The following is a 14,730-nucleotide window of genomic DNA, read 5'->3' on the forward strand; positions in this document are numbered from 1 at the left end:
GTTTATTTTTTTATTATGCTTCCTGAAATTATTATTAAAACATGGAAAAAACGCCACAACAAAATCAAGGAGTGAGGTTATAACTTTTTTTTGGATATTATTGACGAATAGAAACGACGGAGTGATGTTTTACTCCATTCATCATGAAAAAAGCTGCCCACTGAAAATGTAGCCACTGATTTTTTTTTGAAGTTGGACTGTGCACAAAAATAAAAAAAGGCGACAAATCGGTTCAATTTCGACCAATCTGTCGCCTTTTTCTATGTTGTTTTCCTACTCTATTTACTTCATTTAGGTCAAGATTTGTTTAAGATTTACTACGTATCTGGTCATGGCACCTTCCATTTGCACGCAAAATAATCCCGTGTAGGTGGGAATCCGCTGTTTTATGTCCGACACGAGCATCAAGATTCTTAGAGAAATCAAACTGTTCTTTGAGCTAGTGGACTTTGTTTATCTAACTCTTTGAAAAACCAATCCTGATTCCTGGTAGTCTCCGTTGATTGCAGCGTAAGTCGGCGACTCCTGGGGGATAAGCGGGACAGGTGAGACCCCGCAGTGGAGCGAAGCGACCGAGGAGGCTCACCGCCCGCCCCCCCGGAAAGCGTCCGACTGAAGCGGAAATCAACTGTATTGGACTTTTTCAATGGCCTCCGCAAAAATCAGTGTTCACTGACTTTCTGGACAGCTCTTCTTGTAGTCATTAATAAATAGACGTATTCGCAGGCGTGATGTTTTCGAGGATCTCTTTTACGCGAGCTAAGAAACGGCCAGCTACGAGACCATCCAATACACGGTGATCTAGTGACAAACAAAGGTTTACCATATCACGCGCAGCAATCATGCCACCATCCATAATAACAGGACGTTTCACGATCGATTCCACTTGTAGAATTGCCGCTTGTGGATAATTGATGATTCCCATTGATTGTACGGAGCCAAATGATCCCGTATTGTTTACGGTAAATGTGCCACCTTGCATTTCTTCGGATTTCAACTTGCCGGAACGGACTTTTGAAGCGAGGTCATTAATATCGCGTCCAATTCCTTTAATTGTCTTTTCATCCGCATGCTTAATAACAGGTACATAGAGCGCATCTTCCGTAGCAACTGCAATGGATATATTGATGTCTTTCTTTTGAATGATTTTGTCGCCAGCCCACATGGAATTCATCATTGGGAACTCTTTTAACGCTTGTGAAACTGCTTTGACAAAGAACGCAAAGTACGTCAAGTTGAAACCTTCACGTTGTTTGAATTCAGTTTTCAAGGAATCCCGGTATTGAACGAGATTTGTCACATCGACTTCAATCATTGTCCAAGCGTGCGGCGCTTCGTGTTTGGAGCGTAGCATATTGGACGCGATTGCACGACGGACTCCAGTCACTGGAATTTCAATATCGCCGGCTGCAGTAGGTATAGACGGCTGCTCAACAGGCTTACTTGTCGGTTGTGGAGAAGCTTGTGTCTGTTGCTGTTCAGCAGGAGCTGCAGACGTCACTTCCGCAGGAGCAGTTGGAATTTCACCTGATGCAATGATTGCTTGCAAGTCTTTCCGTGTAATACGGCCTTCTTTCCCTGACCCTTGCACGAGCGATAAATCAATTCCATGTTCTTGAGCTAAGCGCATGACCGCTGGTGAATAGCGCGCCGCCCCAGCTCCTTTTGCAACTGGAGTAGCGGGTTTTGTACTACGTGCTGCAGGCATCTCATTAGCAGGTTCTTCTTTAGCAGGAGCTGCCGCTTCGTTGTCTGTCGCAACTGACGGCGTTTCTCCTCCACCTGCCGTCTCGATTGTACAGACGACGACACCTACCTCAACAGTTTGACCTTCTTGGACGATAATCTCTTTAATCGTCCCTTCAAAAGATGACGGAATTTCAGCTGTTACTTTATCTGTATTCACTTCCGCCAACGGATCGTATTTATTAACAGTGTCCCCCGGCTTAACGAGCCATTTTTCAATGGTTCCTTCTGTGACACTTTCACCTAATTTAGGCATTTCAATTTTTTCAATTGCCAAAACGACAACCTCCTGTCAATTAAAACTCTGCAAGTTCACGTGCTGCTTTTTCAACTTTGTCCGGATTAACCATGAAGAATTTCTCCATTGTCGGCGCATATGGCATCGCCGGAATATCCGGTCCTGCTAATCGTTTAATCGGTGCATCAAGCTCGAACAAGCAATTTTCTGCGATAATAGCAGACACTTCACTCATAATGCTGCCTTCCAAGTTGTCTTCTGTTACTAATAATACTTTGCCAGTTTTAGAAGCAGCTTCAATGATCGCTTCTTTATCCAACGGGTAAACAGTTCGTAAATCTAGAATGTGCGCTGAGATGCCATCTTCAGCAAGTCTTTCTGCCGCTTGTAATGCGAAATGGACACAAAGACCATATGTGATAATTGTTAGATCGTCACCTTCACGTTTAACATCTGCTTTTCCGATTGGCAACACATACTCTTCTTCAGGCACTTCCCCTTTAATTAACCGATACGCACGTTTATGTTCAAAGAAAAGAACAGGATCGTCGTCACGGATTGCTGCTTTTAACAACCCTTTCGCATCATACGGTGTAGATGGGATGACAATTTTCAGACCCGGTGTACTCGCAAACATCGATTCAACGGATTGGGAGTGATAAAGCGCACCGTGAATCCCACCGCCAAACGGCGCACGGATTACAATCGGACATGACCAGTCATTGTTCGAACGATAACGGATTTTCGCAGCTTCCGAAACGATTTGGTTCACAGCAGGCATGATGAAATCAGCGAATTGCATTTCAGCGATTGGACGCATGCCATACATCGCAGCTCCAATACCGACTCCAGCAATTGCAGACTCTGCTAACGGAGTATCGAGTGCACGGTATTCGCCGAACTGATCGTATAAGCCAGTAGTCGCCTTAAAGACGCCACCTTTGCGACCGACGTCTTCTCCAAGAACGAAGACATTTTCATCACGTTCCATTTCTTCTTTCATCGCAAGTGTAATTGCATCGATGTACGATAAAACAGCCATTATTCGTTCCCCCCATCCTCTTTATACACATGACGGAGTGCATATTCCGGCTCTGCGTAAGGAGCTTTCTCTGCATATTCAGTCGCTTCGTTGACGATGGACATAATACGTTTTTCTAATTCAGTTTCATATGCCTCATCCATGAGTCCTGCTTCTTTTAAGTACGCTGCAAATTTAGGGATTGGGTCCAGTTTCTTTTCGGTTTCCAATTCCTCTGCATCGCGGTATAAACGATGATCATCATCCGAAGAGTGTGCTGTCAATCGGTAGCAAACTGCTTCGACGAGACTCGGCCCTTCACCGCTACGTGCACGATCAGCTGCCTCTTTTACAACTCGGTACACTTCAAGTGGGTCTGTTCCGTCTACTGTGACGCCAGGCATACCATAGCCGACTGCGCGATCAGAAACGTTTTCACATGCCAACTGTTTCTCAAGTGGTACGGAAATTGCATATTTATTGTTCTCTACCATGACGACTGTCGGTAACTTATGAACACCTGCAAAGTTCATCCCTTCATGGAAATCCCCTTGGTTGGAAGACCCTTCACCCAATGTAACGAACGTGATGAAATCTTCTTTCTTCATCTTCGCCGCCAGTGCCACACCAACTGCATGCGGTAATTGTGTCGTTACAGGAGAAGAACCCGTCAAAATCCGATTTTTCCGTTGACCGAAATGCCCTGGCATTTGTCGACCACCTGAGTTTGGATCTTCTGCTTTCGCAAAAGCCGATAACATTAAATCTCTCGGTGTCATTCCAAAATGTAAAACAACGCCCATATCACGGTAATACGGTGCAATCCAATCTTTTTCTTTATTTAACGCATAAGCAGCTCCGGCTTGAGCCGCTTCTTGACCTTGACAGGAAATAACGAACGGAATTTTCCCAGCACGGTTTAACAACCACATACGCTCATCCAATCGACGCGCCATAACCATTGTTTCATAAATTTCTAATACGTCCTCTTTCGTCAATCCTAGTTCTTCGTGACGCAGATTTGCCATTATAGAATCCCCCTTCTACTCTTAAATTCAATTGTTCATATGCTTTCGGATTACATGTGAATGGCTTTACCGTCAACCGCTAAGGACGCTTCACCAATGACTTCAGATAAGGATGGATGCGGGTGAATAGTAGACGCCACTTCCCAAGGCGTTGCGTCTAGCACCATTGCAAGACCAGCTTCGGAAATTAAATCCGTTACGTGTGCACCAATCATATGAACACCTAACAAGTCATCCGATTGTTTATCGGCAATCACTTTTACAAACCCATCAGCATTCCCATTTACAAGCGCTTTACCGATTGCAGCAAACGGGAATTTTGCTACTTTCACGTCATATCCTTGCTCTTTCGCTTGTTTTTCTGTCAAACCAACGCTTGAAGCTTCTGGACTTGAATAGATACAACGCGCGATAGTTGTATAATTTATCGGTTCAACGTTATTACCTGCAATATGTTCCACAGCAGTAATTCCTTCGTGGGAGGCGACGTGTGCTAATTGCAGACCACCGATACAGTCACCAATTGCATAAATGTGACTCTCTTTCGTCTGGAAAGTCGTTTTCGTCTGGATATAGCCATTTTCGATTTGAATCTCCGTATTTTCAATGCCAATTCCTTCTGTGTTTGCCTGTCTTCCAACAGAAACTAACATTTTTTCTGCTGTAAATTGTGTAGTTTCACCAGATACATCTGCAGCAATGGAAATGGAATCCTCGGACTTTTCCAATGAATCCGGCAACACTTTTGCACCTGTTACAAATGTAATCCCTTTTTTACTCAATAGCTTCTTCATTTCCTTAGAAATGTCTTCATCCTCTGTCGGGAGAATGCGGTCTGCGTATTCAACGACTGTTACTTCTACACCGAAATCATTTAACATGGATGCCCATTCAATTCCGATGACGCCGCCACCAACAATTAGCATTGACTTAGGCAACTCGGTCATTCGTAACGCTCCATCAGATGAAAGGATTTGTTGTTCATCCAACTCAAGACCGGGTAGTGTACGTGGTCTTGAACCTGTCGCGATAATCAAGTTTTTCAAAATAAGCATTTCATTTTCTTCGCCATTATTCATTTCCACTGAAATGGTTCCTGGCATTGGTGAAAAGATTGACGGTCCTAGCATTCTTCCATGTCCTTCATAGACATCAATTTTACCTTTTTTCATAAGGGCTGTAACGCCTTTATGTAACTGGCTGACAATCTCGTCTTTCCTAGCTTGCACTCTTGAGAAGTTCAACGTCGTCCCCGTTGTATCTACGCCAAAATGCGTTGCTTCGTTTTTTGTCATTTGATAGACTTCAGCGCTTTTCAGTAATGCTTTACTAGGAATGCATCCTCTATGCAAGCAAGTGCCTCCAAGTAGATCTTTTTCAACTAGTGCTGTTTTTAAGCCTAATTGGGCTGCACGGATGGCGGCAACATAACCACCAGTCCCTCCGCCTAATATCACTACATCGTATTCTTGTGCCATTCTTTACACGGCCTCCTTCAACTATCCTTTTACCCAGGATACGTTTTTGCGTTTTCTTCACCTTGCAATACTCGTAAAGCACCTTCAGCTAATGCTTTTAGTTCATCTTCTCCAGGGTACACCGTAACATCCGCAATCCACCGAACTTTGGATGCAATCATTTCGACATATTGTTTTCCGTATGCAAGACCACCCGTCAAGATGATTCCATCGACTTTTCCGCCCAGTACGACTGCAGCACTACCGATTTCCTTCGCAACTTGGTACGCCATCGCTTCGTAAATAAGCGCAGCGTCTTCGTCACCTTTATCGATACGCTTTTCAACTGTGACGGCATCATTCGTCCCTAAATAGCCGACAAGACCACCTTGACCAACTAATTTTGCCATAATTTCATGGCGATAATACTTACCGGAATAACACAGTTCTACTAATTCTCCTGCTGGAACCGTTCCAGCACGCTCAGGACTGAAAGGACCATCCCCATGCAAACCATTGTTCACATCAATCACTTTCCCACCGGAATGGGCACCTACTGTGATTCCACCACCCATATGTGTAACGATGAGATTTAACTGATCATAGTTTTTACCAACTTGTTTCGCATATCTTCTCGCAACTGCTTTTTGATTCAATGCATGAAATATCGATTTCCTTTGGATGAGGGAGAAGCCGGACACCCTTGCGACTGCCTGCAATTCATCGACGACGACAGGATCGACGATAAAAGCTTGAACACCTAGAGATGAAGCGATTTCACTTGCCAGGATGCCGCCTAAATTAGAGGCATGTTGCCCAGCGTACCCTTTCTTCAAGTCAGTGAGCATCGCCTCATTCACTTCATACGTTCCTCCTGAGATTGGACGGAGCAGTCCACCTCGCCCACAAACAGCTTGCAAATCCGTTAATACAACCCCACCCTCTTGTAAGCTTCGGAGAATTGCATCTTTACGGAAACTATATTGGTCAATAATTGAAGCATATTGTGCAAGTTCCTCGTTAGTGTGTCTGATGGTCTGTTCAAGTACTAATTGTTCGTTGTTGTAGACACCTATTTTCGTTGATGTTGAGCCTGGATTGATGACAAGGATTGTATAACTGTTTTCTTGCACAATAATTCCCCCAATGATGTTAGCGTTGCTATTATTTCTTTTGAGTCAAAACACTTTTTTCGTTTTGTAAAAACTGGCTACGTGACTTCGCTACCCGAGCAATTCGTTCCTCAGCTAAACGATCCGCTGCAACATAAGATGGGATATTGTCACGTTTTGAAATCGCGAAGATTTTTTCAATCGTATCGTAAATTCCAGCTACACGCTTTAGCGCACGTTCACTATTGTAACCCGCTAGCTCATCTGCGACATTAATAACACCACCAGAGTTAATAACGTAATCAGGCGCATAGACGATGCCCATTTCGTGAATCAAATCTCCATGTTCCGGGTTTTTCAATTGGTTATTTGCTGAACCTGCAATGACTTTCGCTTTTAATTGTGGAATCGTTTCGTCATTAATGATTGCCCCTAATGCACATGGTGCAAAAATGTCTGCATCTTGCGAATAAATTTCGTCTGTTTCAACTGCAGTTGCGCCAAACGCATCTACTGCACGTTGCACAGCTTCCTTGTTAATATCCGTTACGATCAATTTTGCGCCTGCTTCATGTAAATACTCACAGAGTGTATACGCCACATTTCCTACACCTTGAACAGCAACGACTTTACCTTCAAGAGAATCTGTTCCGAATGCTTCTTTTGCAGCTGCTTGCATGCCTTTAAATACTCCGAATGCAGTTACAGGAGATGGGTTGCCTGAAGAACCGAATTCAGCTGATACGCCTGTTACATAATCTGTTTCCAAATGAATTAAATCCATGTCCGCTTCTGTTGTCCCAACATCTTCAGCAGTAATATAGCGTCCGTTCAACCCTTCAATGAAGCGGCCGAATGCACGGAACATTTCATCGTTCTTATCGGTTCTAGGATCTCCAATAATAACCGTCTTTCCTCCACCAAGATTTAGACCAGCTGCAGCATTTTTATACGTCATACCTTTCGCAAGACGAAGTGCATCTTCAATCGCTTCTTCTTCACTTGCATATGTCCACATGCGAGTACCACCTAAAGCAGGTCCTAATGTCGTATCGTGAATGGCAATAATCGCCTTTAACCCCGATGTTTTATCTTGACAGATGACTAATTGTTCGTAATCGTGTTTCTCCATATAGTTGAAAATTTCCATGAGTAATATCCTCCTTCGGTTTGCCCGATGTTATTGTTTTGATGTTTGGATTGCAAGTGCTAACGAATATAATTTACTTTCCGCACTGTCCGATCTGGACGTGAGGACAATTGGCGCTTTAGCACCTTGTATGATACCGCCTACTTTTGCGTTGGCGAAATACATCAATGATTTATACAAAATATTCCCTGCTTCGATTGAAGGCACAAGTAAGATGTCCGCCTTACCTGCTGTATCGCTTGTTATGCCTTTATGTTTTGCAGAGTCGATGGACACTGCATTATCGAGAGCTAACGGTCCATCCACGATGCAATCCGTTATTTGGCCACGATTGTTCATCACGACGAGTGCAGCGGCATCCATCGTCGGCGTCATTTTTGGATTGACTGTTTCAATTGCAGCTAAAGGTGCTACAATTGGCAAGGTTACGCCACAAGCACGTGCTGCAACGACAGCATTTTGAATGATTTGTGCTTTCTCTTCTAGCGTAGGAGCAATGTTCATGCCTGCATCTGTCACGAACAATAACCGCTCATACCCCGTCACTTCAAAAGCAGCTACATGTGACAATACTTTACCGGTCCGCAGCCCGTAGTCACCATTCAATACAGCTTTCAACAGTGTAGCAGTCGGTACGTTCCCTTTCATTAACACATGTGCTTGCCCGCTCGATACAGCTCGCACTGCTTTTTCCGCAGCGTCTTTCTTCGAGTTGCTTTGAACGATCTGGATGGCTGGATGACGGACAAGTTCAGGAAATTCCTTGTTGATCATCGTATGTAAATGGTCTTCGTCATCAATTAAGATAAACGAAGCAATCCCTCTCATCATCGCCATTTCAACAGCAGCAAGTACTTCCTTATCTGCTGCACATGCTACGGATACAATGCGTGTACCGGATGTAGCTGTTTCATCGACTAACGCTTCAAGTGTTTTCATCAGTTGCCTCCTTGTCATTAGATGAGTTTGTATTTCTCTAGTTTGTAGTATAAGGAACGCAACGAGATTCCTAAACGATTTGCTGTCAGTGATTTATTGCCATCATGTTCTTCCAATGCCTTCTCCAAAACGGATCGTTCGTATTCATCCATTATGGATGCGAGCGTGCTCTTCTCAGGTAATACAGGCTCTCCCGTTTTCTCACCATTTGTGGAAAGTGATCTTTTAATGTCTGTGTCATGGATTTTTGTTGTGCCGGGTTTCATATAAATCATCGCTCGACTAAGAACATTTTCCAATTCACGTACATTTCCCGGCCAATCATATTGTTGTAAATTGTCCAAGGCTTCTTCCGTTAATGTCTCCACATTCATGCCAAACTCTTGGTTCAACTTGACTAACAAGTGTTTTGCAATAGCGGGAATATCAGACTTTCTCGTACGAAGAGGTGGAATTTGGATGGATAGACGATTTAAAAAATAATAGAGCTCCATGTTAAAGGTTCCATCATTTATGGCCTTTTCCAAATTCTTTGAAGTTGCGACAATGATTCGTGCTTTCTTCGTTCCCGTCATTTCGTCGGGTGACAAAGGAATATTCGTTTCTTGTAAGTAGTCAAGCAGTTTTGTTTGGGTACTGATCGGCAAATCAGTCACTTCATCTAGAAAAAGCGTCCCATCAGCTGCTTCCTCCAACAATCCAATTCGTCGGTTTTTCAAACTTTCATGCTGCGCTTCCCCGAACAGTTCTCTTTCCATAATGGAAGGATCGATTGCACTGCAATTCAGTCGAATGAATTTGTGTGCTTTCCGCTCACTGCCACTATGAATTGCATTTGCAAACAATTCTTTGCCAGTACCCGGTTCCCCCCTCAACATGACAGGAATGACCGTTTTTGCTGCTATTTCAGCTTGGTCGATCGCAATTGAAATATTCATCGACGTGCCTCGGATATCCGAAAATGAATATGTCGCCTCCAACTTACGGATGATTTGTCGAGCCCAATCCAATTCTTTCATCAAGCTCCGCATTTCTGTAATATCGTGGATGACACCGATACTTCCCTTCATTTGCTTGTCAACGATAATCGGTGCGACATTGACGATAACATCTCGGTTGTCTTCTCCAATGCGCATATTGACACCACGAACCGGTTGCTGTGTTTGGAGTACCTTCATATGGATACTTTCGCCTTCATTAATATCTACAGTCGCCGGTTTACCGATCACTTCGTCTTCTGTAAGTCCTGTAATTCGTGTATACGCAGGGTTGACCATAATGCCATTGCCTTTTTCGTCTACGACAGAAATGGCATCGTCACTTGAATGGATAATCGCTTCAAGCATCGTTTTAATGGATTTCAAATCGGTAATTTCTTCGGCCAACTGAACAACTTCCGACACATCTTTAAACACCGCAAAAGCTCCGAATGCTTCTCCCTCGGCAGTTAACAATGGGTACCGAGAACTGACAATTTCCAGCCCATTCGGCAGCACGAGTTCAATGTTCAGCTCAGGCTTACCTGTTTTGAAAACTTTTGGCAAATTACTTTCAGGGATAATCGTGTGAATAGGCTTTCCTAATGCATAACTATCAGAAACTTCTAACATCATGCAAGCGCTTTCATTAATAAAATCAATTGTCCCGTGACGATCGATTCCGATCATCCCTTCATCGATTGAATTAAAAATAAGCCGTTGACGATCCATTTGCGTTTGCATACTTCTAATGAACCGATCATTTTCGTTCAACAAACCAACCAAAAGATTTGCAACTGACCCCGGGATAAGTAAAGTGCTCGGTTGAACACTTGCTAATAACGCATTGAAAACCGCATCATCCCCTGTGACATCAAAAACGATGTCAATGTCATCTACCATGAATTCTTTCCAATCCGTGCCGTATGAAATTCCTTTTTCTTTTGCAATAAGCAGTCCAGGTGCTTGCTCGTCTTTGTCAATTATTGCTTTTACTTTCATGAAATCTAAATTCAAGAGGAGATTCAGAATGATTGTACCACCAGAACCCGCTCCTACGATGAGAACATTTTGCAAGGATATTCAATCTCCTTTTTGCAGCATGCAATCTTTTGCAAATCTATTTCTATCATACACGACTGCGCCTGTCTTGACAATATTTCATGAGCAGGTAAAATTAAAAACAGTAAGGAGATTGATAATATGGCACGTATGGCAGCGTTTATTGTTCTTTTAATCCCTATATTGGTCACGGCTGGTGGCATTAAATTAATGCGTGATTCCATATTTGGCATTCAATTTAGTCTGTTCCCTTTCATTTGGCTTCAGTTTACGGTAGGTTTTCTGATGTTTGGTGCAGGGCTATGGTTTTTTGCAGGATTTCTATTACGCAGAGATCGTAGAAAAGGGCGAGTACAAGAACGATTGAAATAAAACTTTTCTTCATAGGTAAAGGGCTATCGGATATTCCGATAGCCCTCAGCCTGTTGACAAACGCTCGCATCCGTTGTTGCTCGTCTCGCTCGTCCGCTCATGAACTTTAGTTCTATTCGCGTCTTCGCTCGACTTCGCGCCTAGGCTGACAAGCGTTTTCAAGCAGGCTGAAGAACTTTCTATGTATTACAAATTTCATTAAAAAAGTGTAGACAAAGTAAAAATCGACTTTGTCTACACTCTGAGGTCTATGGGATTACGATAGCCCTTTACCTTCGTCCTCAAGAAAATCGTTGCGGGAAATCTGTAATCCATCCAACAACTGCTGCAGAGGGAGATTGTACAAATGGCTCGTTCCCCGTTACACCATAAACCCGTAAGCGCTTTCCACTCGCTTCTAGCTTACTCAAATAAGGTTCCTTGTACAATCTTTTATGAAAGTGAAAGCCATCTGCAAACGTATACCTGTGTAATGAATCCCAATCTGTCGTTTTCTTTCGTAGAAGTAACGCGGTCTCCATTTGTGGATGCAATGTCTTAATTTGTTGAATGAGTGTTTCATCAAACGAGGAAATATGTACGTTATTCAACAAACCTGCCATGTCAATGATCTCCTCTAAAATTGAACAATTCTCTGCAACAGAGGCTTTTAGTTCAATGTTGAGTGCCAATTGATTGATTGCACAAAAAGAGATCGATTCCCGTAATGTTGGAATTGGATGCCCGAATAGAGAGCGGATAAATCGCTTTCCGACTCGAATGTTTTGCAATTCACTCGCATACATGTCGGAAACTTTACGTCGAATACCCGCAACACGTACCAAATCCTCATCGTGCACAACAACCGGGATACCGTCTGCTGTCACTTGCACATCGAGTTCGATTCCATCTGCACGTTGTTGCACTGCTGCACTAAACGCAGATAACGTGTTTTCAAATCGGCTACCTGAGGCTCCTCTATGTGCAAACACAAGCCGTCTAGACATGTAACACCTGGTCAATCACTTCAAATGTCCCCGTAGTCGTTGACGTAATTGTTCTTGAAAGTTGACCAATTTGAATGACGACACCCGCGTGAGCCTCTTTAGCTATATGAATTCGTGGTGGTTCTGCGACCTTTATTTTACGAAGTCCCATTTGAATGTCTTGGTCTAGTTCGAACATTTTACTTCTACTTGCATCTAGCGTTGCTCTTAACTTTGCATAGACATTTGCCTGCTCACCGAGTAACTGGTTTCCGCTAAGTTGATCGATTTTAGCCAATTGTTCTTCGAGAGTTGAAACAGTTGTCTGTATATCTTTCAATTCTTGCGCAATCTGTTGGATGTCTTCGTAAATTCGATCTTTGTCAATCCCTTTTGCAATTAAGTGCGTCAAGCGTTCATGTACATTTCCGGCATATGCGGATTCGATACTAAAAAGTGCTTCGATTCGGCCACCAATGATTTTCCCGCGATTTTTATCCACAAAAACGTGATCAGCGACTACTTCAGATCCGAGTATATATAAACCTACGTACAGATTTTTTGCATAGATTTTGCAATTGTTTGCGTGCTTAATGAACAAATCACCACTTGCTTCGATTAAGGACATGTCTCCACCGAACGCGCCGCCTTTAATATAAATATCACCTTCTGACGAGCAAATTTCTTTTGCATTCGTTACGCCTTCGTTTCCTTCAATCGATATATCTCCTGTTGCTTTAACTGAGTAGCCCGCCAAAACTGTTCCATATATTGTGACAGCACCTTCAAAGGTGATCGAACCGGTTTCTGGACCTACATCCCCATTGATAATCAGCTCGCGACTGACACTCACAACATCGTCATCTGTGAATTCTAGTGCGCCCCCGAACATTGCACGAAGAACAGTTTTACCATCCTCGTCTACTTCAATGACAGCTTTCCGATCATATAGTAATTTTGCGTCCGTTCCTCTTAACGCTGCAATTTCCACACCGAAAATATCTCTTCCTGGTGTTCCCTCTTGTGGAGGAATTTTTTCACCTAACCAATCCCCTTCTTGCACATGAGTCACAAAGTTCATTTCATAATAATCCGCTATCCCATCTTCACGAATGACCGGTTTTCTTTCAGGTCGCGCAATATAGGTAATTTTCGCATCTTGCCCTTTAACAGGATCTTGTCCGACAGCTGCAACAATAGGTGTGCAAGGGTAAATAGCAGATTCAGCTAAATTCGTTCTTCCAAAAACGATTCCATATTCATCAAGTGCTTTCTCAGCCTGGCTAATTAAACGCGCCTTCTCATTTTCCAACTGACTAGACGTCACATTAAAGAGTACGTCCGCACGCATTTTGTTTTGGCTTACTTGAATATCTATAATCGGTAAATAGTAACCGATTTTATGTTTTTCCCCTACTTCCATAAGCGCTTTGCGCAATTCTGGGAACGAACTGATTTTTATTCGTGGATGCTGATTTGTTATCAATTCAAAAGACTTTAACGGGAATCCGATTTTTTGTAAGTCAATGAACACTTCTTCTCCCTCGATATATAAAGTGAAAAAATCATTTTCAACTAACATAGTTGGACACCTCTTTAATTCAAGCTATTCTAACCATTATAGTACGTTGGGGCATGTTTTAATAGTTGATAAATGAAAATTTTCGTCATTACACTGCAAAACAAAAAAAACGCCCCCTTCTACTTTCGTAAAAGAATGCGTGGATTGTACAAAAATCGATTTGTATGAATGCAAGAATAATTGTTTAAGAAAATTAGCTTACTAGATGTTCCAATCGTATTTTGTCAGCAATCATTGCAATGAATTCACTGTTGGTAGGTTTGCTTTTCAGGTGATGGACAGTATAACCAAATGTTTTAGAAATCACGTCATAATTTCCTCTGTTCCAAGCCACTTCAATTGCATGACGAATTGCTCGTTCTACACGAGATGGCGTAGTTTTATATTTATCGGCAATATCGGGATAGAGCACTTTTGTAACTGAACCGAGTAATTCAACATCCATGTAAACCATTTGAATGGCTTCCCGCAAAAACGCGTACCCTTTAATATGAGCCGGAACACCAATCTCCTTAATGATGGAAGTGATTGTTGTATCTAAAGCACGTTGTGTTAATGCAGGGTCTTGTTCACTCGGTTGTTGAAGAGTTGGTTTCACTTGCTTTTGCGCGCCGACGACTTGGAATATTTGAGAAACTAGCCGATCGAACTCAAATGGCTTCAACATGAAGTAAGAAGCACCGAGTCCTCCAGCTTGTGCCATTACGTCTTCTTGACCAAATGCAGTTAGCATAATGATATGCATATCAGCAAAATCAGGATTTCCTTTAATGGTGTCTAGAACTGCGATTCCATCAAGGTGAGGCATAATAATATCGAGAAGCAGGACATCCGGCTTTTTGTCCTCGAGCATCGTTAAACAGACCTTCCCATTATGTGCATTCCAAATCACTTCAAGCTCTTCATGTTGATCAAAATAGACATTCATCGTTTTTACAAGTTCCTTATTGTCATCCGCTATTGCAACTTTCAATTTGCCCATCCCTTTTTCCCCCTACTCATTTTTCATCCATGGCAAAACGTCTTGTTCCATTATTTGCATGAATTTAGTTTGCTGTAAAGGAAAAATTCGACAAACAAA

At 42.7% G+C, this 14,730-nt stretch carries 12 protein-coding genes; 1 reads left to right on the forward strand and 11 read right to left on the reverse strand.

What is annotated here, in order from left to right:
• Window positions 1-703: 703 nt before the first annotated feature.
• The 8 genes from ACVHUV_RS13975 to ACVHUV_RS14010 are packed head-to-tail and all read right to left on the reverse strand — an operon-like array spanning window position 704 to window position 10,745.
• On the reverse strand, window positions 704-2,023 hold the full coding sequence (locus tag ACVHUV_RS13975; protein ID WP_462085006.1) for a dihydrolipoamide acetyltransferase family protein: 1,320 nt from the start codon (window positions 2,021-2,023) through the stop codon (window positions 704-706).
• Window positions 2,024-2,042: 19 nt separating this feature from the next.
• Window positions 2,043-3,026 (reverse strand): alpha-ketoacid dehydrogenase subunit beta, encoded by a 984-nt coding sequence (locus tag ACVHUV_RS13980; protein WP_371389572.1) that lies wholly within the window; start codon window positions 3,024-3,026, stop codon window positions 2,043-2,045.
• Entirely contained in the window at window positions 3,026-4,033 is a 1,008-nt protein-coding gene (locus ACVHUV_RS13985) for a thiamine pyrophosphate-dependent dehydrogenase E1 component subunit alpha (RefSeq protein ID WP_371389571.1), read from the reverse strand. The genes ACVHUV_RS13980 and ACVHUV_RS13985 overlap by 1 nt, the downstream gene beginning before the upstream one ends.
• Window positions 4,034-4,083: 50 nt before the next feature.
• Window positions 4,084-5,511, reverse strand: a complete 1,428-nt coding sequence (gene lpdA / locus ACVHUV_RS13990) for a dihydrolipoyl dehydrogenase (RefSeq protein ID WP_462085007.1) — start codon at window positions 5,509-5,511, stop codon at window positions 4,084-4,086.
• A gap of 29 nt (window positions 5,512-5,540) precedes the next feature.
• The gene (gene buk, locus ACVHUV_RS13995) at window positions 5,541-6,623 is read right to left on the reverse strand and encodes a butyrate kinase (protein ID WP_462085008.1); all 1,083 of its coding nucleotides are present in this window, start codon (window positions 6,621-6,623) and stop codon (window positions 5,541-5,543) included.
• Window positions 6,624-6,654: 31 nt separating this feature from the next.
• Window positions 6,655-7,752 (reverse strand): Leu/Phe/Val dehydrogenase, encoded by a 1,098-nt coding sequence (locus ACVHUV_RS14000; protein WP_371389568.1) that lies wholly within the window; start codon window positions 7,750-7,752, stop codon window positions 6,655-6,657.
• Between the two features lie 30 nt (window positions 7,753-7,782).
• Window positions 7,783-8,691, reverse strand: coding sequence for a phosphate butyryltransferase (yqiS, locus tag ACVHUV_RS14005; protein ID WP_462085009.1), 909 nt, complete (start codon window positions 8,689-8,691; stop codon window positions 7,783-7,785).
• Window positions 8,692-8,708: 17 nt separating this feature from the next.
• Window positions 8,709-10,745 carry a sigma 54-interacting transcriptional regulator gene (locus ACVHUV_RS14010; protein WP_462085010.1) on the reverse strand — a complete coding sequence of 679 codons (2,037 nt, stop codon included), beginning with the start codon at window positions 10,743-10,745 and terminating at the stop codon, window positions 8,709-8,711.
• A 126-nt stretch (window positions 10,746-10,871) separates the two neighbouring features.
• Between ACVHUV_RS14010 and ACVHUV_RS14015 the strand changes: the two genes are divergently transcribed.
• Window positions 10,872-11,102, forward strand: a complete 231-nt coding sequence (locus tag ACVHUV_RS14015) for a DUF2627 domain-containing protein (protein WP_462085011.1) — start codon at window positions 10,872-10,874, stop codon at window positions 11,100-11,102.
• Between the two features lie 281 nt (window positions 11,103-11,383).
• Here ACVHUV_RS14015 and ACVHUV_RS14020 read toward each other — a convergent pair whose 3' ends face one another.
• From ACVHUV_RS14020 to spo0A, 3 genes are all read right to left on the reverse strand, one after another.
• On the reverse strand, window positions 11,384-12,088 hold the full coding sequence (locus tag ACVHUV_RS14020; protein ID WP_462085012.1) for a glycerophosphodiester phosphodiesterase: 705 nt from the start codon (window positions 12,086-12,088) through the stop codon (window positions 11,384-11,386).
• Window positions 12,081-13,649: a flagellar assembly protein A gene (locus tag ACVHUV_RS14025; RefSeq protein ID WP_462085013.1), complete on the reverse strand. Its 1,569-nt coding sequence runs from the start codon at window positions 13,647-13,649 to the stop codon at window positions 12,081-12,083. The genes ACVHUV_RS14020 and ACVHUV_RS14025 overlap by 8 nt, the downstream gene beginning before the upstream one ends.
• Before the next feature lie 193 nt (window positions 13,650-13,842).
• Complete coding sequence (gene spo0A, locus ACVHUV_RS14030; protein ID WP_317942008.1) at window positions 13,843-14,631, reverse strand: sporulation transcription factor Spo0A; 789 nt, start codon at window positions 14,629-14,631, stop codon at window positions 13,843-13,845.
• Between the last annotated feature and the right edge of the window lie 99 nt (window positions 14,632-14,730).

This window comes from Sporosarcina saromensis (assembly GCF_054901285.1).

Coding starts and splice junctions, on each gene's coding strand:
- ACVHUV_RS13980 (WP_371389572.1), bottom strand. CDS start 3,026: ATGGCTGTTTTATCGTACATCGATGCAATTACACTTGCGATGAAAGAA.
- ACVHUV_RS13985 (WP_371389571.1), bottom strand. CDS start 4,033: ATGGCAAATCTGCGTCACGAAGAACTAGGATTGACGAAAGAGGACGTA.
- lpdA (WP_462085007.1), bottom strand. CDS start 5,511: ATGGCACAAGAATACGATGTAGTGATATTAGGCGGAGGGACTGGTGGT.
- ACVHUV_RS14000 (WP_371389568.1), bottom strand. CDS start 7,752: ATGGAAATTTTCAACTATATGGAGAAACACGATTACGAACAATTAGTC.
- yqiS (WP_462085009.1), bottom strand. CDS start 8,691: ATGAAAACACTTGAAGCGTTAGTCGATGAAACAGCTACATCCGGTACA.
- ACVHUV_RS14015 (WP_462085011.1), top strand. CDS start 10,872: ATGGCACGTATGGCAGCGTTTATTGTTCTTTTAATCCCTATATTGGTC.
- ACVHUV_RS14020 (WP_462085012.1), bottom strand. CDS start 12,088: ATGTCTAGACGGCTTGTGTTTGCACATAGAGGAGCCTCAGGTAGCCGA.
- ACVHUV_RS14025 (WP_462085013.1), bottom strand. CDS start 13,649: ATGTTAGTTGAAAATGATTTTTTCACTTTATATATCGAGGGAGAAGAA.
- spo0A (WP_317942008.1), bottom strand. CDS start 14,631: ATGGGCAAATTGAAAGTTGCAATAGCGGATGACAATAAGGAACTTGTA.